This is a genomic window from Streptomyces sp. CRN 30, assembly GCF_034105845.1.
Genome location: NZ_JAVRHI010000444.1, coordinates 1 through 16,754, shown reverse-complemented (window position 1 = coordinate 16,754; position 16,754 = coordinate 1). Strand labels below are relative to the sequence as shown.

The following is a 16,754-nucleotide window of genomic DNA, read 5'->3' as shown; positions in this document are numbered from 1 at the left end:
AGGTCGTGTCGTCGTCACGCCCGCCCGCACCTCCGGCCGGGCCCTCGGCCCCGTGGACGGTCATGCGCTCACCTCGCGGCAGGCCCGGTAGAAGTCCTTCCAGCCGTCCCGCTCGCGCACGACCGTCTCCAGGTACTCCTGCCAGACGACCCGGTCGGCCGCCGGGTCGCGGACGACGGCGCCGAGAATCCCGGCGGCGACGTCGCCGGAGCGGAGCACGCCGTCGCCGAAGTGCGCGGCCAGCGCCAGTCCCCCGGTGACGACGGAGATGGCCTCGGCCGTCGAAAGGGTGCCGCTGGGCGACTTCAGCTTGGTACGGCCGTCGGCGGTCACGCCGTCGCGCAGCTCCCGGAAGACGGTCACGACGCGGCGGATCTCGTCGATGCCGTCGGGGACGGCGGGCAGGTCGAGGGAGCGGCCGATCTGGTCGACGCGGCGCGAGACGATGTCGACCTCGGCCTCGGCGCTCTCCGGCAGCGGCAGCACCACGGTGTTGAAGCGGCGGCGCAGCGCGCTGGACAGGTCGTTGACGCCGCGGTCGCGGTCGTTGGCCGTGGCGATCAGGTTGAAGCCGCGGACCGCCTGCACCTCCTGGCCCAGCTCCGGGATCGGCAGGGTCTTCTCGGACAGGATGGTGATGAGCGTGTCCTGCACGTCGGCCGGGATGCGGGTCAGCTCCTCGACCCGGGCGGTCGTCCCCTCGGACATCGCCCGCATGACCGGGCTGGGCACCAGGGCTTTGCGGCTGGGGCCCTCGGCGAGCAGCCGGGCGTAGTTCCAGCCGTAGCGGATGGCCTCCTCGGGGGTGCCGGCCGTGCCCTGGACCAGCAGCGTCGAGTCGCCGCTGACCGCGGCCGCCAGATGCTCGGACACCCAGGTCTTCGCGGTCCCGGGCACGCCCAGCAGGAGCAGGGCGCGGTCGGTGGCCAGCGTGGTGACGGCGACCTCGACGATCCGGCGCGGGCCCACGTACTTCGGTGTGATCACCGTGCCGTCCGGCAGCGTGCCGCCGAGCAGGTACGTCGCGACGGCCCACGGCGACAGTCTCCACCGGGCCGGTCGCGGGCGGTCGTCCCGCGCGGCCAGCGCCGCGAGCTCGCCGGCGAACGCGTCCTCGGCGTGCGGCCGCAACGCCTCTCCCCCGTCGGCGGGCGCGGCCCCGTTCCGGCTCGGGTCGACGGATGTCGGTTCTGCGGACACAGGCATGGTTGAAGTCCCCCTCCAGCTCGGCCGGTTCGGATCTGACACCAACGGTGCACCACCCCACTGACAATCGCCCTGACCTGCTGAAACGCTCGGCATCCGTCCGACCGGGAGGGCATTGTCAGTGGGTCGGCCTACCTTCGGGGACATGACTCAGCAGGGGGAGCGCTGGACGGCGGAGCAGGTACTGGCACTGGCGCCTGACGCCGCGTCACGCAAGGCGGGGAGCAGACTGGCGGTCGCCGTGCCGTGGTCCGAGGCGGGCTGCTCCGGCGAGGGGGCGCCGGGTGCGGTGTGGGGGCTGTGCAAGGGCAGCGGCAGCAAGCCGTACCAGACGGTCGTCGATCTCGCGGGTGCCGCCGGACCCGCGTACACGTGCAGTTGTCCGAGCCGCAAGTTCCCGTGCAAGCACGCGCTCGGCCTGCTCCTGCTCTGGTCGGGCGGGAACGGCGCGGTGCCGGCGACCGCGGAACCCGGCTGGGCGGAGCAGTGGCTGGCGACGCGCCGCGGCCGCGAGGACCGCAGGCGCCAGCCAGCCTCCGCGGACTCCGGTCCGGGGCCCGGTTCCGAGGCCGCCGATCCCGAGGCGGCGCGGCGCAGGGCGGAGCGCCGCGCCGAGCGGATCACCGCGGGCGCCGCGGAGCTGGAGCAGCGCCTGGCGGACCTGCTGCGGGGCGGGCTGGCCGGCGCGGAGACGACGGGGTACGAGCTGTGGGAGGAGACGGCGGCCCGCATGGTCGACGCCCAGGCACCCGGGCTCGCCGCCCGGGTGCGTGAGTTGGGGTCCGTCCCGTCGTCCGGGGCCGGCTGGCCGGTGCGGCTGCTGGAGGAGTGCGCGCTGCTCCACCTCCTCGACCAGGGCTGGCTGCGCCGCGAGCAGCTGCCGGAGGGGCTGGCGGCGACGGTCCGTTCAAGGGTGGGGCTGTCGGCCTCGGCGGACGGCCCGGCCGTCCGCGACCGGTGGCTGGTCCTCGCCCAGTACGACACGGCGGACGCCCGGCTGACGACCCGTCGTCTCTGGCTGTACGGCGCCGGGACCGGCCACACCGCCCTGCTCCTGTCCTACGGCGCCGCCGGGCGGGCCCCCGAACTGGCGCTGCCGGTGGGCCTGGCCTTGGAGGCGGAGGTGTCCCCTTATCCGGGAGCCGTCCAGTACCGGGCGGCCCTGGGCGAACGGCTCACCCCACCCGCCGCGACGGAGATGCGTCCGGCCGGGGTGAGTACGGGGGCGGCGACCGCGCACTACGGCGACGCCCTCCGCGACGACCCCTGGCTGGACTCCGTACCGGTGACGCTGGACCGGGTCATACCCGTTCCGGACGGTGACGGCTGGCAACTCGCGGACGCCGACGGTGACACGGCCCTGCCGCTCACCTCCGCGTTCCTCGGCCGTCCGGGCCTGTGGCGCCTGGTCGCGCTCTCCGGCGGTACGCCCGTCAGGGTCTTCGGTGAGTTCGGCCACCGGGGCTTCACGCCCCTGACGGCATGGCCGACGGACCCCGGCCCCGCGGTGGCGCTGTGCTGACGCGACGACCCTCCACTCCCAGCATCTCCGCCCCGAGCACCTCCGCCCCGAGCACTTCCACCCCGAGCTCCTGGGAAGGACCCGTATGACCAGGACACCCACTGCCGCGTCGCTCACTGCTGCCTCGCTCGCTGCCGCGACGCCCGCTGCCGCGACGCCCGCGACTCCGGTCTGGGAGGAACTGGTCACCGCGGCCCTCCTCGGCACGGACCGGCGTACGCCTCCGGGCAGCACGGCCGGACCGCACGCCGTGACGGCGCTGCTCGACGCGGCGGCCATGGAGACCGTGCGCCGCAGGGCGTCCCTGCGCCCCGCGAGGTCGGCGCCGCACCCGGCACCGGCTGCCGACGACCACCGTCCGCCCCTCCCCGTTGCCGCCGCCCGCCGGCTCGCCCTGCTGCTCGCTGACCGCCCCGGCGCGGGCGGCGGAGGCCGCCGGGGCACGGCGCCGGACCTGATGGAGCTGCTCCCCCAGTGGCTGGCCGTGGCCAACGCGCATGACTACGCGGCTCCCCCGGAGGCGCTCCCCGCCCTGCTGGACGCCGCGCGCGGCCGGACCGACCTGCGTCCGGCGGCGCTGGCGTTCGCCGGACCCCGCGCGCTGTGGCTGGCCCGGCTGAACCCGGACTGGCGGTTCGCGCTGCGCGCGGCGCCGGGCGGGGAGGCCGCGCTGCCGGGCCCCGACGACGGGGAACGGGTGCGCCTGCTCTGGGAGGAGGGCCTGTTCGCCGAGCGCGTCGCGCTCCTCGCGTCCTTGCGCGCCCGCACGCCGGGACGGGCCCGCGAGCTGCTCGCCGCGACCTGGGCGACGGAGCGGGCGGAGGACCGTCTGATGTTCCTCGACTCCCTCCGTACGGGCGTGGGTCCCGACGACGAGCCGTTCCTGGAGCAGGCGCTCGCCGACCGCAGCCGCAACGTCCGGGCGACGGCGGCGGAGCTGCTGTCGGCGCTGCCGGGTTCGGCCCTTGCCGGACGGATGGCGGCACGCGCCGTGACCTGCGTGTCCGTCGACCGGACACGCCCCGTCCCGGCGATCGTCGTGGAGGCACCCCACGAGTGCGACGCGGCGATGGAGCGCGACGGTGTCGTCCCCAAACCGCCCACGGGACGGGGGGAACGGTCGTGGTGGCTGGGCCAGTTGCTGGAGGCCGCACCGCTCGCGGTGTGGACGAAGCGGCTGGGGGGCCGGTCACCGCAGGAGATCGTGGAGTTGCCCGTGGCGGACGACTGGCAGGGCGAGGTGCACGCGGCGTGGTGCCGGGCGGCCGTGCGCCAGCGGGACGGCGGATGGGCGCGGGCGCTGCTCGGAACGCCCACGGCACCCGAGGCCGGCGGTCCGGGAGCCGTGTCCCTCGCCGAGCGGGCCAAGCTGCTCGGCGTCCTCGGCTCCGGTGAACGGGCCGACTGGGTGGCGGGTTTCATCGCCACGCACGGACTGTCCGAGGCGTTCCAGCTCCTCGGCATGTGCGCGGTCCCCTGGTCCGCGCCGCTCGGACGGGCGGTGGTGGACGCCCTCGACATCGCGCGGGACGCCGGCAACTACCCGTGGAGCTTCAGCGGGGTGATGGGTCTCGCGGAGCGGTGCCTCGATCCGGCCGAGGCGAGCCGCTTCGAGGGACTGCTGGCGATACCGGACGAGCCGGAGGACGCCTCCCCCGGAGCCGGCGGGTACTGGGCGGAGGCCTTCCAGCGCCTGGTCAGCACGTTGCGCCTGCGCGCCGCGATGACGGAGGAGCTGACCGGCGGCACGGGGCAGGCTACGGGGTCATCGGCCGACTGAGGGGCGGCGCCCGGTCGGAGACGTACGTCGGCTCACGCCCCCGCCGGCTGCCGCACGTTCTCCCGCACCCACTCCACGATCGACGTCGTCGTCGCTCCGGGGGTGAAGATCTCCGCGACGCCCTTCTCCTTGAGGAGCGGAATGTCGGCCTCCGGAATGATCCCGCCCCCGAAGACGAGGATGTCCTCCGCGTCACGGTCCTTGAGGAGGTCGATGACGGCGGCGAAGAGCGTGTTGTGCGCGCCGGAGAGGATGGACAGCCCGATCGCGTCGGCGTCCTCCTGGATCGCGGTGTCGACGACCTGCTCAGGGGTCTGGTGGAGCCCGGTGTAGATCACTTCCATACCGGCGTCGCGCAGCGCCCGCGCGATCACCTTGGCCCCGCGATCGTGACCGTCGAGCCCCGGCTTGGCCACCACCACGCGGATCGGACCGGCTGCCACACCCATCTCTGCCTCCAAGAAGCACTGCACCGAAGCACTGCACCCAGCACTGCACCCGTTCGAACCGGCGCTTACCGGCACTTACCCGCGGGAGGACCCTCACACCGAGCCACCCGGAGAAGTGAACGAACGTTATCTCCAGCATCCCGCAACCGGCAGTTTCACGGCGGACACCGAGGGGGAAATCACACAGAAGGACATGTTGATCGCGCAGCGTTTCGACCAACAGCGGGAGCGCGCGCACGGAAGAGCCGCGGCCACCACGGACGCACTGGGCAAGCACGGCACACGGGGCACATCGACGCGCAGCAGGCGCCGGCGAGCGCAACGAGGCGCATCACCCACGGCAAGCGGGACACCTCAGCGGGGCATCCAGGGCACGCGTACCACACAGGGCATCACTTGGAGTAATCACCCCGGGACAGTCGGCAAGAAGTCGGGTCCACACCTGGCCGTAACGACCCCTCGCGCACCGTTTGCACCGCCCGGCACCCGTGTCACGGCTCTCCATGAGGGCACACGGGGGAAAGAGGCGTTCTTCCGCGTGCCGACGGGAGGTCGGCCATGAAGGTCAGCTGGGCAGTGCAGCCCTTTCGTCCGCTCTGCCAGCGGCTCGCACCGGTACTGCCGGTGCGGACCGCGGGTCTCTCCGTGGGCCTGCTGAAGGCCACAGCCCTGGAGATCGCCATCCTGGCGGGGCACGTCCTCCTCTATCCCTCCGGAATCATCCAGGAGCGCCGGGGCGTCCGGACACCCCCGCCCTCATCAGGACCACGACCCCCCATCGGCGAAGACATCACCGCCGAGGACATCACCGCCGACGGCACGGAGGTTGCTCCCCCCACCCCCCGCCTGCCCACCCAGGCGAAGAACCGTCCCCCGGTCGTCCTCCTGCACGGTTTCATCGACAACCGGTCGGTGTTCGTGCTGCTGCGCCGGAGCCTGGCGCAGCACGGCAGGCAGCAGGTCGAGTCGCTCAACTACTCGCCGCTCACCTGCGACATCCCGGCCGCGGCGGAGCTGCTGGGCCGGCACCTCGAGGAGATCTGCGAGCGTACCGGCCAGGAGCAGGTCGACATCGTCGGGCACAGCCTCGGCGGGCTGATCGCCCGTTATTACGCGCAGTGCCTCGGCGGCGACCGCCGCGTCCGGATGCTCGTGACCCTCGGCACCCCGCACGCGGGTACGCGCGTAGCGCCCCTGGCCAACGCGCACCCCATCGTGCGCCAGATGCGCCCCGGCTCACCGGTGATCGAGGAACTGGCCCGTCCCGCTCCCGGGTGCCGTACGCGGTTCGTCAGCTTCTGGAGCGACCTGGACCCGTTGATGATCCCGTTGGAGACGGCCCGGCTGGACCACCCGGACCTGCGGACGCGGAACGTGCGCGTCAGCGGGATAGGCCATCTGGCCCTGCCGGTTCACCCGGCCGTGGCCACCGGGATACGGCAGGCCCTCGATTCGACTCATATCAGCGCACAGTCGGAGGCTGAAACCGATAACCCGACCGGCCCCACCGATCCCACCGGCCCCTCCGGGCTCACAGTCGCCTGAGAGTCGTCCGAAAGGTCACTGACAGCACGGCGATGGCCGCAGGACAGCTTCCGCATCACGGCGATTCCATCGAACACCTGTCGAACACAAAGCCAAACCCGCGCCCGCAGTCCGCCGAATCACGGCCGATTGCCCCTTTCCTGCGCGCGTGAAACCTGACGAAGATTGTCGTGCCCGCGTACCGCCGGGTACAGTCGCCGCACTGCTCTGGCAGCCCCTGTTGTCGAGGCGAAAGAGAAGTTGGTGAACGACCGTCACCCGTCGGGGACCACGACCACCCCGGCCGCGGCTTCCGAAGCCGCCTCGGCGCACTACGCGCCGTACGGCACCCAGGAAGCCCAGTACGGCGACCTCACCACCTACAACGGCTACGACACCACCGGTTTCCCCACGGCGGACCCCCTCTACGGGAACCTCCCCGGGCAGCACACCGGGAGCTACGACACCGCCGCGGCCGCCTACGACACCGCTACCGGCTCGTACGACATGGCCGGCACCTACGACCCCACGGACGCCTACGGGACCACGGGTACGTACGACACCACCCAGTGGACCGGCGGGCACGCGTCGCCGGACACGGGCAGCCACCAGATCGTCGACACGGGCGCCCACCAGGCCCTGCACTACGACGTCTACGCGGCCCAGCACCATGCGGCGTACGACACCGGCGCCTACGCCACGGCGGCCTGGGCGGACGTCCAGCAGCCGCTGTCGGCCGTACCGTCGCAGACCGGTGAGCCCGACGCGAGCGGACAGTGGGACAGCGGGCAGTGGGACAGCGCCGCCTGGCTGCAGCCCGAGACGACCGCGGGCGACCCGGACGGCCGGTCCCAGCAGTGGGCCTGGGGCACGCAGCCCTTCGACACCGGCGGTCTCGACACCGGCGCGTTCGACGCCACTCAGTGGAACGTCGACGGCACACCGGCCGACGACACCACCCCGCAGCACGAACACGCCCGGCCGGACGACCAGCAGCACCCGCTGGACCGGCAGGACCCACTGGACCCGCAGGACCTACTGGGCCCGCACGACCCATTGGACCCGCGGGGTCGGCTGGACGACGGTCTCGCCGCCACCGGCGAACTCCCGGTCGTGGCACCGCTCCTGGAGGAGCAGGAGGAGATCACGCCGGCCGCGGACGTGGCTCCCCACGGTTCCCGTGCCGCGGCCCGCGGCGCGTCCCGATCCCGCCGCCGTCAGCCCGCCAAGCGTTCCGCGTTGCTGACCATCGCCGTACCGTCGGCCTGTGTGATGGGCGTGGCCGGTATCGCCGCCGCGTCCGTCGACGGCCTCGGCGGCGAGGACGCCAAGGAGACCGCCACCACGGCGTCGGACACCCAGGCGGTGAAACCATCCGCCGCCAACAGCCGCCTCGACACCCAGCTCGCCAGTCTCTCCGCCGGGGCCGACGACTTCGCCGACCGCGCCAGCCGCACACAGGAGCGCATCGACCTCAAGGCCGAGCAGGCGTTGGAGAAGAAGCGCGCGGCGGAGGAGGCGGCCCGTCAGGAGCGGCTGCGCCCGAAGTTCGCGCTCCCCGTCGCGCAGCACGGACTCAGCGCCTACTACGGCCAGGGCGGCATCAACTGGATGTCGGTCCACTCCGGCATCGACTTCCCCGTCTCGTACGGCACGACGGTGATGGCCGCGACCGACGGCACGGTCCGCACGCAGTTCAACAGCTCGTACGGAAACATGATGATCGTGACGGCGAAGGACGGCACGGAGACGTGGTACTGCCACCTCTCCAGTTACCAGGTTCCCTCCGGTACGACCGTCAAGGCCGGCGACGCCATCGCGTACTCCGGCAACACCGGCAACTCGACCGGCCCGCACCTGCACTTCGAGGTGCGGCCCGCCGGCGGCTCGGCGATCGACCCGCTGGCGTGGCTCCGCAGCCACGATCTCGACCCGACGTAACCGTTCTGCGGGGTGCGCCCCGTGCTGTCCCAGTGGGGCGCACCCTGACGACGGCGTTCCGTCAGAGCTTCTCCACCGGCGCGTACCGCAGCAGCAGCCGCTTCGGCTTGGTGTCGCCGAAGTCGATCGTCGCCTCCGCGTTGCCTCCGGTGCCCTTCACCGCGACCACGGTCCCGAGGCCGAACTGGTCGTGCGTGACCCGGTCGCCGACCGCCAGCGACACCGCCGGCTGCTCACCGGTCCGGCGCGTGGCGAAGCCGGATCCGCCGGCCGCCGACGACCGCGACCGGGACGACGACAGGGACGACGCCACCCCGGAGACCGGTCCGGCGGACGAGGCGGACGCGCTCGCTCCGGTCCGCTTCCACTCCACGTGTGTCCCGGGGATCTCCTCCAGGAAGCGGGAGGGCGGGTTGTACGACGGCTGGCCCCAGGCGCTGCGCAGCGTGGACCGGGTCAGGTACAGCCGCTCGCGCGCACGCGTGATGCCGACGTAGGCGAGCCGCCGCTCCTCCTCCAGCTCCTTGGTCTGGCCGAGGGCGCGCATGTGCGGGAAGACGCCGTCCTCCATGCCGGTGAGGAAGACGACCGGGAACTCCAGGCCTTTGGCGGTGTGCAGCGTCATCAGCGTGACGACACCGTCGCCGTCCTCCTCGTCGGGGATCTGGTCGGAGTCGGCGACCAGCGCGACCCGCTCCAGGAAGTCGGCGAGCCCCACGGGCTCCTCACCCTCGCCGGACTCCTGCTCGAACTCCAGGGCGACGGCGGCGAGTTCCTGGAGGTTCTCGATGCGGGTCTCGTCCTGCGGGTCGGTGGACGCCTGCAGCTCGGCGAGGTATCCCGTCCGTTCCAGGATGGCCTCCAGCACGGTGGCCGGTCCGGCGCCGGACTCGACGACCGTACGGAGGTCCTCCATCAGCGTGTTGAAGCGCTTGACGGCGTTGGCGGAGCGCGCGGCCATGCCGTACGCCTCGTCCACGCGCCGCAGCGCCTGCGGGAAGCTGATCCGCTCACGCTGGGCGAGGGCGTCGATCATCGCCTCGGCGCGGTCGCCGATGCCGCGCTTGGGAACGTTGAGGATGCGGCGCAGCGGCACCGAGTCCTCGGGGTTGGCGAGGACGCGCAGGTAGGCCAGGACGTCCCGGACCTCCTTGCGCTCGTAGAAGCGGACGCCGCCGACGACCTTGTAGGGCAGGCCGGTGCGGATGAAGACCTCTTCGAAGACACGGGACTGGGCGTTGGTGCGGTAGAAGACGGCGACGTCGCCGGCCTTGGCCCGGCCCGCGTCCGTGAGGCGGTCTATCTCGTCGGCGACGAACTGCGCCTCGTCGTGCTCGGTGTCCGCGACGTACCCGGTGATCTGCGCGCCCGAGCCCTGGTTGGTCCACAGGTTCTTGGGGCGGCGGGACTCGTTGCGCTCGATGACCGCGTTGGCGGCGCTGAGGATGGTCTGGGTGGAGCGGTAGTTCTGCTCCAGCAGGATCGTGGTCGCGTCCGGGTAGTCCTCCTCGAACTGGAGGATGTTGCGGATGGTCGCGCCGCGGAAGGCGTAGATCGACTGGTCGGCGTCGCCCACGACGCACAGCTCGGCCGGCTCCTCGCCCTCGCCGGAGGGGCCGACCAGCTCGCGCACCAGGGCGTACTGCGCGTGGTTGGTGTCCTGGTACTCGTCGACCAGGACGTGCCGGAAGCGGCGGCGGTAGTGCTCGGCGACGTCCGGGAAGGCGCGCAGCAGGTTGACCGTCGTCATGATCAGGTCGTCGAAGTCGAGGGCGTTGGCCTCGCGCAGCCGCGCCTGGTACATCGCGTACGCCTGGGCGAGGGTCTTCTCGAAACCATCGCTCGCCCGTGCGGCGAAGTCCTCCTCGTCGATCAGCTCGTTCTTCAGATTGCTGATCTTGGCGCTGAAGGACTTCGGCGGGTAGCGCTTGGGGTCGAGGTCCAGGTCGCGGCAGACCAGGGCCATCAGGCGCTTGGAGTCGGCGGCGTCGTAGATCGAGAAGGACGACGTGAAGCCGAGCTTCTTGCTCTCGCGGCGCAGGATGCGCACGCACGCGCTGTGGAAGGTCATGACCCACATGGCGCCCGCGCGGGGGCCGACGAGCTGCTCGACGCGCTCCTTCATCTCGCCCGCGGCCTTGTTGGTGAAGGTGATCGCGAGGATCTGGCCGGGGTGGGCGCCGCGGGCCGCGAGCAGGTGGGCGATGCGGTGGGTGAGCACCCGGGTCTTGCCGGAACCGGCACCGGCCACGATGAGCAGCGGCGAACCGGCGTGCACGACGGCGGCGCGCTGGTTGTCGTTGAGCCCGTCCAGGAGCGCGGCGGGGTCCAGCACCGGGCGTGGGGCGCCGTCCCGGTAGTGGGTGTCCCGGTCCGGGGGCGCGTCGAACTTCCCGGCGAACAGATCGTCCGGAATGGGCTCCGGCGCATGATCGTCCTCGGGCGGCGGCGGGGGTTCCTCCTCGTGGCCGCGGGGGGCCTGGAGGTTCGCCAGGAAGCTGTCGTCAAAGAGGCTGCTCATCGCTCTACGAGTCTAGGGCGCCCCACCGACAACCGGACGCCCCCTCGAAAACCCGCCCGGTATCGGTGCGGCCGCCACGCTTCCGTCACCACGTATCACCGAGCGTGAACCGCATGCCTCAGGTCACGAAAATGTATCGGGCATATCACCCTTCAACCTTCACAGGGACCACACGAGTTGGCTACGGTGCGGGCAGGCCGCACGACCCCCACCGGCGAACGTCGCCGGGCCGCGCGGCCTCCGCTCAATCCGGCGTGCCCGCGCGGCACCCGGAGCCGGGGACCCACCGAGACATGGGGTGAATCGGGCCACAGCCGCCAGCGGCTGTTCCGTAGGGCACACCTTCCGCGCACCGCACCGCAGCGCACACCGCCCGAACCCTCCCCCGAACCTGAACGGCCCGGGAGTACCCCCACCGCTGACCCGGTAGGCGGAGCACGGAAGGAGTCGCCTCCCTTGGCGTCGCACCGCAAGTCGCGTCCCGCCGGCACGCGCGTGGCAGGCATCCGGACCCCCGTCCTCGCCACAGCCGCCCTCACCTCCGTGGCCCTGCTCTCCCAGACGGCCACCGCCGCACCCTCCGACGACCGGCCGAGCCTCGAAGAGGTCCAGAAGAAGGTCGACGACCTCTACCGGCAGGCCGGGTCGGCCACCGAGAAGTACAACGCGGCCAAGGAACAGACCACCAAGCAGCGCGAGCACGTCGACTCCCTCCTCGACGACGTCGCCCAGCGCACCCAGGAGCTGAACGACGCGCGCGAGGAGCTGGGCGCGTACGCCGCCGCCCAGTACCGCACCGGCGCCTCCGTCCCCGACACCGCCTCCCTCATGCTCGTGGAGAGCCCGCAGGACTACTTCGACCAGAACCAGCTGATGGACCGGCTCACCGGCCGCCAGAAGCAGGCGGTCGACGACTACACCACGCAGCAGGCCGTGACGATGGAGAAGCGCCAGGAGGCCACCGAGAGCCTGCGGACGCTCACCGACTCGCAGCAGGACCTGAAGACGGCCAAGGCCACCGTCCAGTCCAAGCTCTCCTCCGCGCGGCAGATGCTCGCCGAGCTGACCGCCGAGGAGAAGGCGCGGCTCGCGGCGATCGAGAAGAAGAAGCAGCAGGAGGCCGCGCGCAAGGCCGAGGAACTGGCGCGTCAGCAGGCCGAGGAGCAGAAGCGGCAGGAGGAGGCCGAGAAGGCCGCCGCCGCCGAGCAGGAGAGTGCCTCTTCGGGGTCGTCGTCCTCGTCGTCGTCCTCGTCCTCCTCGTCGTCCGATTCCTCGTACGCGACCAAGGCCGAGAAGGCCCTGGCGTTCGCTCGCGCGCAGATCGGCAAGCCGTACGTCTGGGGCGCCACCGGCCCCGACTCCTACGACTGCTCCGGCCTCACCCAGGCCGCCTGGAAGGACGCGGGCGTCTCCCTGCCCCGCACCACCTACGACCAGGTCAACGCCGGAACCACCGTGTCGATCTCCGCCGCCCAACCCGGTGACCTGGTCTTCTTCTACGACGACATCTCCCACGTCGGGATCTACATCGGCAACGGCATGATGATCCACGCGCCGAAACCGGGCGCCTACGTCCGCGAGGAGTCCGTCTACTACGACGGCGAGTCGTCGATCTACAGCGTGGTGCGCCCGGCTTGAGGGGTTTCGCTCCTTAGCATCGCTCCATGTCATCCGGGACCTCCGCCCTGCGCGCCTGGTGGGCGGAGCGCCCGCCGGCCGCCGGGGCCGCCGTGATAGCGACCGGCATCGTGTCGGTCGGCCTGCACCTGACCGGACACGACGTCCTGTCGGGGATCGCGCTGGTCCTGGGCTGCGTGGCCTGGCTCGGCCTCGCCCTGGACTTCGTGGCGCTGCTGGCGCGCGAGCGGCCGAAGTGGGTGGCGCAGGCGGCGACGCCCGGCGCGCTCACGGCGATCGCCGCGACGACGGTGCTCGGCACCCGTATCTCCCTGCTCGGCTGGCAGGCCGTGGCGGCGGTGCTGCTGGCGCTGGCGACGGTGCTGTGGCCAGGGCTGATCGTCCTGGTGGTCCGGCACTGGGGGCCGTCCATGCCCGGGGCGGTCTTCCTCGGCTGCGTGGCCACCCAGGGACTGGCCGTCCTCGGCGCCACGCTCGCCGCCGCCACCTCGACGGCCTGGCTCGCGCACGCCTCACTCGTGCCGTTCTGGCTCGGCCTGGTGCTCTACGCCGCCGCCCTGTTCCGCTTCGACTGGCGTCAGGTGACGCGGGGCCCCGGCGACCACTGGGTGGCGGGCGGCGCGCTCGCCATCTCGGCACTCGCCGGGTCGAAGCTGCTCGCCGCCGAGGGTGCGGGCCGCTACCTGTGGAACCGGGACGACCACGACGTCCTGCACACCGCCACCGTGGCCCTCCTCGTCCTCGACATCGCCTGGTACGTCGTCCTCCTGATCGCCGAGGTGCTCCGGCCGCGCCCGCGCTACGACGTACGCCGCTGGTCGACGGTGTTCCCGCTCGGCATGACGGCGGCGGCGACGCTGTCCGTCGCCGCCGCCGTCGAGGAACCGTGGCTGAAGGGGCCCGGTCAGGTGATGCTGTGGATCGCGGTGGCCGCGTGGCTGGCGGTGGCCGCCGGCGCGGTCCTCTCCGCCCGGGACGCGCTCAGGTCCACAGGACCGCGATGAAGATGTTCACCACGGTGAGCAGCCCCACCGCGCCGAACAGTCCCTTCTCCACCTTCTCCTCGTCCCGCTTCACATAGACGAGCCCGAGGATCACGATCAGCACGGCGAGCTTCACGCCGATCTTGATGTTGTCGACGGAGTGCCCCTGGGCCTGGTGCAGACCGACCAGGATCACCCCTGTGACCAGCATGGTCAGCGCGCCGTGCAGCATCGACGGTCCGAAGCGGGCGGTGCCCTGGCCCATCGCCTTCATCTGGGTGAGGAAGCCGCCGAGCAGCGCCGCGATACCGATGATGTGCAGGCCGACGAAGAGGTGGATGAGTACGTCCATGGGGCCGGAGCCTAATCATCCCGTGAACGCCGTCCGACACCGGTCCGTCCCTTACGTCCCGTAACACCTGGCCGCTCCGCGCGGTCGCCGTTCCCGCACTTCGGTCATCACTCTGCGTCAAGGAACCGTTCCCGCTAGGGGATCACAGTCACGTACGGTCACTCGACGCCCGTCTCCTTCCAGTTCCGGGCAAGTCCTCGCCCACCCGGCGCGGGCGGGTCTAACGTCCTGCGACAGGTGTCCGGCTCCCCACCGCCGCCCGGCCCAGGGGCGGCAGTCGGCACCACCGCCAGAAAGGGCCCGGCGGCGGAACCGTCCCCCTGTACGGGACCGCCGCCGGGCCGCCGACCGGCGGCGGTCCCGTACAGGGCAGCGGGCGCACCACGCGCGTGGTGTGAGGCCGACCGGACGCGTGCGGTGAGGCGACCGTCCGGGTCAGACCAGCCGGCGTGCCGTCGCCCAGCGCGTCAGCTCGTGCCGGTTGGACAGCTGGAGTTTGCGCAGTACCGCCGAGACATGGGACTCGACCGTCTTGACGGAGATGTACAGCTGCTTGGCGATCTCCTTGTACGCGTAGCCGCGGGCGATCAGGCGCAGGACCTCGCGCTCGCGCTGGGTGAGGCGGTCGAGGTCCTCGTCGACCGGCGGCGCGTCGGTGGAGGCGAACGCGTCGAGGACGAAGCCGGCCAGCCGGGGCGAGAAGACGGCGTCGCCCTCCTGGACCCGGAAGACGGAGTCGACCAGGTCGGTGCCGGTGATCGTCTTGGTGACGTAGCCCCGGGCGCCGCCGCGGATCACGCCGATCACGTCCTCCGCCGCGTCCGACACGGACAGGGCGAGGAAGCGGACGGGCTGCTCGGCGTCGCCCATCAACGGAGCGCACCGGCGCAGCACTTCCACCCCGCCGCCGCCGGGCAGGTGCACGTCGAGCAGGACGACTTCGGGGCGGGTCGCGGTGATGACCGTGACCGCCTGGTCGACGTCGGCGGCCTCGCCCACGACCTCGACGCCGGTCGTCTCGGTCTGGCCGATCTCTGCCTGCACGCCCGTGCGGAACATCCGGTGGTCGTCGACGAGGACCACGCGTACGTGCCGCTCGGCCGCTCCGGCCGTTCCGTTCGCCTCGGTCGGGTCGTTCATGACGTCTTCTCCGCCCTCTCCATCTCCAGCTCGACCTCCGTGCCGCCGCCGGGCACCGCGCGCAGCCGCGCCGTGCCGCCGTTGCGCTCCATGCGGCCGATGATCGATTCTCTGACACCCATACGGTCGGCGGGTATGGAATCGAGGTCGAAGCCGGGGCCGCGGTCCCGGACGGACACGAAGACCGTCCTGCCCTCGACTTCGGCGAAGACCTGTACGGCGCCGCCCTCGCCACCGTACTTGGCGGCGTTGACCATCGCTTCGCGCGCGGCCTGCATCTGTGCCCCCGTGCGCTCGTCGAGCGGGCAGTCGCCCACGACGACGACCTCTATGGGAACGCCGTGCTTGTCCTCGATCTCGGCGGCGTTGCGCTTCACCGCCTCGGCGAGGGTGGTGGGTTCGTCGTCCTCGTCCTTGCCGTTGCCCTCGGGCCGGTAGAGCCAGGCGCGCAGGTCGCGCTCCTGGGCGCGGGCCAGGCGCCGCACCTCGCCCGGCTGTTCGGCGTTGCGCTGGATCAGGGTGAGGGTGTGCAGCACGGAGTCGTGCACGTGGGCGGCGACCTCGGCGCGCTCCTGCGCGCGGATACGCATCAGCCGTTCCTCGGAGAGGTCCTGCGTCATACGCACCAGATAGGGCCCGGCGAGCAGCGTTATCCCGACGAGGACCGCGAGGGCCGCCTGGAGGACGGAGCCGAGGTGGGCGGCGGAGCCCTGGAGCACGAAGATGCCGGAGACTCCGGCCGTCACCAGCAGCACACCGGCCACGGCGCGGAGCAGTGTGACGGTGCGCCGGCGGCGGCCGGCCTCGGCCCAGCGGGCCCTGCGGGCGTTGTCGGCCTGGCGCCAGACGAGGGCGACGCCCGCGCCGACGAGGACGGTCGGCCAGAGGTAGGCCTTGGCGCCGCCGCCCAGGTTGACGTTGCCCACGAAGACCATGGCCACGACGACCATGAGGAGAAGGGCGACTATCTGCCCCTTGTCCGGCTTGCGGGCGACGAGTCTGCGGCGGCCGTCGGGGGAGGTCTCGGTGGCGACGAGGGACGGCGGCCTCTGCGCGTCGACGCCGCCGACGCCGAGCGGTACGAAGAACCAGAAGGCCGCGTACAGCAGCGCGCCGAGTCCGTCGGCCATGAACAGGCCGACGAAGACCAGCCGCACCCAGATGACGGGCAGCCCGAGGTGGCCTGCGAGCCCCCGCGCCACCCCACCCAGCCAGCGTCCGTCGCTGCTGCGGTAGAGCTTGCGCGGCGGCCGCGGCTCCCCGACGGGGGTGGCTGGCGCTGCTGCGGCTTCCGGCATGCCAACGATGGTCACACGGCCGTACGGCCAGAGCATCAGGGTGTACCCCGGAGACTCCCCTGATCTTCGGGGCGGCGTGTCGTCGAACACCTCCCCCGTCTCGCCTCAGGGCCGATATCAGGGTCCGACCAGGGTCGTACCGACTGCCGTGGCGGTGCCGCGCCCGCCACCATGGACGCATGACAGAACACGAGCGCGCCGCGGCGGGTACGGGATCCGGCACCGGGCCGGGGCCCGGCTCCGGCCCGCGTCCACCCGGGGGCTCCGGGCCACAGGACGCCGGGCCGACCGGGGGTGCCGGACCGACCGGAGCCCGCGGCGCGGCCGGGAGTGCCGGGCCGACCGGAACCCGCGGCGCGAACGAAGGTGCCGGGCCGACCGGAACCCCCGGCGCGAACGA

At 72.2% G+C, this 16,754-nt stretch carries 12 protein-coding genes; 6 read left to right on the top strand and 6 right to left on the bottom strand.

Annotation, left to right across the window (positions count from 1 at the left end):
• Positions 1-60: 60 nt before the first annotated feature.
• Positions 61-1,206: an ATP-binding protein gene (locus tag UW392_RS49930; RefSeq protein WP_320782052.1), complete on the bottom strand. Its 1,146-nt coding sequence runs from the start codon at positions 1,204-1,206 to the stop codon at positions 61-63.
• A 145-nt stretch (positions 1,207-1,351) separates the two neighbouring features.
• Between UW392_RS49930 and UW392_RS49925 the strand changes: the two genes are divergently transcribed.
• Both UW392_RS49925 and UW392_RS49920 read left to right on the top strand, forming a co-directional pair.
• Entirely contained in the window at positions 1,352-2,728 is a 1,377-nt protein-coding gene (locus UW392_RS49925) for an SWIM zinc finger family protein (protein WP_320782051.1), read from the top strand.
• An 85-nt stretch (positions 2,729-2,813) separates the two neighbouring features.
• Complete coding sequence (locus UW392_RS49920; RefSeq protein WP_320782050.1) at positions 2,814-4,508, top strand: DUF5691 domain-containing protein; 1,695 nt, start codon at positions 2,814-2,816, stop codon at positions 4,506-4,508.
• Positions 4,509-4,540: 32 nt separating this feature from the next.
• Here the strand turns inward: UW392_RS49920 and UW392_RS49915 are convergent, their stop codons facing one another.
• Positions 4,541-4,957 (bottom strand): cobalamin B12-binding domain-containing protein, encoded by a 417-nt coding sequence (locus UW392_RS49915; RefSeq protein ID WP_320782049.1) that lies wholly within the window; start codon positions 4,955-4,957, stop codon positions 4,541-4,543.
• A gap of 558 nt (positions 4,958-5,515) precedes the next feature.
• Between UW392_RS49915 and UW392_RS49910 the strand changes: the two genes are divergently transcribed.
• Together UW392_RS49910 and UW392_RS49905 are read left to right on the top strand one after the other, a co-directional pair.
• The gene (locus tag UW392_RS49910; RefSeq protein ID WP_320782048.1) at positions 5,516-6,502 is read left to right on the top strand and encodes an esterase/lipase family protein; all 987 of its coding nucleotides are present in this window, start codon (positions 5,516-5,518) and stop codon (positions 6,500-6,502) included.
• A gap of 243 nt (positions 6,503-6,745) precedes the next feature.
• On the top strand, positions 6,746-8,422 hold the full coding sequence (locus UW392_RS49905; RefSeq protein ID WP_320782047.1) for a M23 family metallopeptidase: 1,677 nt from the start codon (positions 6,746-6,748) through the stop codon (positions 8,420-8,422).
• A gap of 61 nt (positions 8,423-8,483) precedes the next feature.
• Here UW392_RS49905 and pcrA read toward each other — a convergent pair whose 3' ends face one another.
• Positions 8,484-10,943: a DNA helicase PcrA gene (pcrA, locus tag UW392_RS49900; RefSeq protein ID WP_320782046.1), complete on the bottom strand. Its 2,460-nt coding sequence runs from the start codon at positions 10,941-10,943 to the stop codon at positions 8,484-8,486.
• 456 nt (positions 10,944-11,399) lie between these two features.
• On the opposite strand from pcrA, the gene UW392_RS49895 reads away from it, so the two are divergent.
• On the top strand, positions 11,400-12,581 hold the full coding sequence (locus UW392_RS49895) for an NlpC/P60 family protein (protein ID WP_320782045.1): 1,182 nt from the start codon (positions 11,400-11,402) through the stop codon (positions 12,579-12,581).
• A 26-nt stretch (positions 12,582-12,607) separates the two neighbouring features.
• A complete protein-coding gene (locus UW392_RS49890; RefSeq protein WP_320782044.1) occupies positions 12,608-13,585 on the top strand; it encodes a tellurite resistance/C4-dicarboxylate transporter family protein in 978 nt (325 codons plus the stop codon).
• On the opposite strand, the gene UW392_RS49885 is transcribed toward UW392_RS49890, so the two are convergent.
• The 3 genes from UW392_RS49885 to UW392_RS49875 form a co-directional block, all read right to left on the bottom strand.
• On the bottom strand, positions 13,563-13,916 hold the full coding sequence (locus UW392_RS49885; protein WP_320782043.1) for a hypothetical protein: 354 nt from the start codon (positions 13,914-13,916) through the stop codon (positions 13,563-13,565). The genes UW392_RS49890 and UW392_RS49885 overlap by 23 nt on opposite strands.
• Positions 13,917-14,351: 435 nt before the next feature.
• A complete protein-coding gene (locus tag UW392_RS49880; RefSeq protein WP_320782042.1) occupies positions 14,352-15,056 on the bottom strand; it encodes a response regulator transcription factor in 705 nt (234 codons plus the stop codon).
• Entirely contained in the window at positions 15,053-16,354 is a 1,302-nt protein-coding gene (locus UW392_RS49875) for a PspC domain-containing protein (RefSeq protein WP_320782041.1), read from the bottom strand. Before UW392_RS49875 ends, UW392_RS49880 begins: the two co-directional genes overlap by 4 nt.
• Between the last annotated feature and the right edge of the window lie 400 nt (positions 16,355-16,754).

Excerpts from the sequence above, each read along its gene's own strand:
- UW392_RS49885 (WP_320782043.1), bottom strand. The coding sequence starts at position 13,916 with ATGGACGTACTCATCCACCTCTTCGTCGGCCTGCACATCATCGGTATC.
- UW392_RS49890 (WP_320782044.1), top strand. The coding sequence starts at position 12,608 with ATGTCATCCGGGACCTCCGCCCTGCGCGCCTGGTGGGCGGAGCGCCCG.
- UW392_RS49925 (WP_320782051.1), top strand. The coding sequence starts at position 1,352 with ATGACTCAGCAGGGGGAGCGCTGGACGGCGGAGCAGGTACTGGCACTG.
- UW392_RS49915 (WP_320782049.1), bottom strand. The coding sequence starts at position 4,957 with ATGGGTGTGGCAGCCGGTCCGATCCGCGTGGTGGTGGCCAAGCCGGGG.
- pcrA (WP_320782046.1), bottom strand. The coding sequence starts at position 10,943 with ATGAGCAGCCTCTTTGACGACAGCTTCCTGGCGAACCTCCAGGCCCCC.
- UW392_RS49875 (WP_320782041.1), bottom strand. The coding sequence starts at position 16,354 with ATGCCGGAAGCCGCAGCAGCGCCAGCCACCCCCGTCGGGGAGCCGCGG.
- UW392_RS49930 (WP_320782052.1), bottom strand. The coding sequence starts at position 1,206 with ATGCCTGTGTCCGCAGAACCGACATCCGTCGACCCGAGCCGGAACGGG.
- UW392_RS49920 (WP_320782050.1), top strand. The coding sequence starts at position 2,814 with ATGACCAGGACACCCACTGCCGCGTCGCTCACTGCTGCCTCGCTCGCT.
- UW392_RS49910 (WP_320782048.1), top strand. The coding sequence starts at position 5,516 with ATGAAGGTCAGCTGGGCAGTGCAGCCCTTTCGTCCGCTCTGCCAGCGG.
- UW392_RS49880 (WP_320782042.1), bottom strand. The coding sequence starts at position 15,056 with ATGAACGACCCGACCGAGGCGAACGGAACGGCCGGAGCGGCCGAGCGG.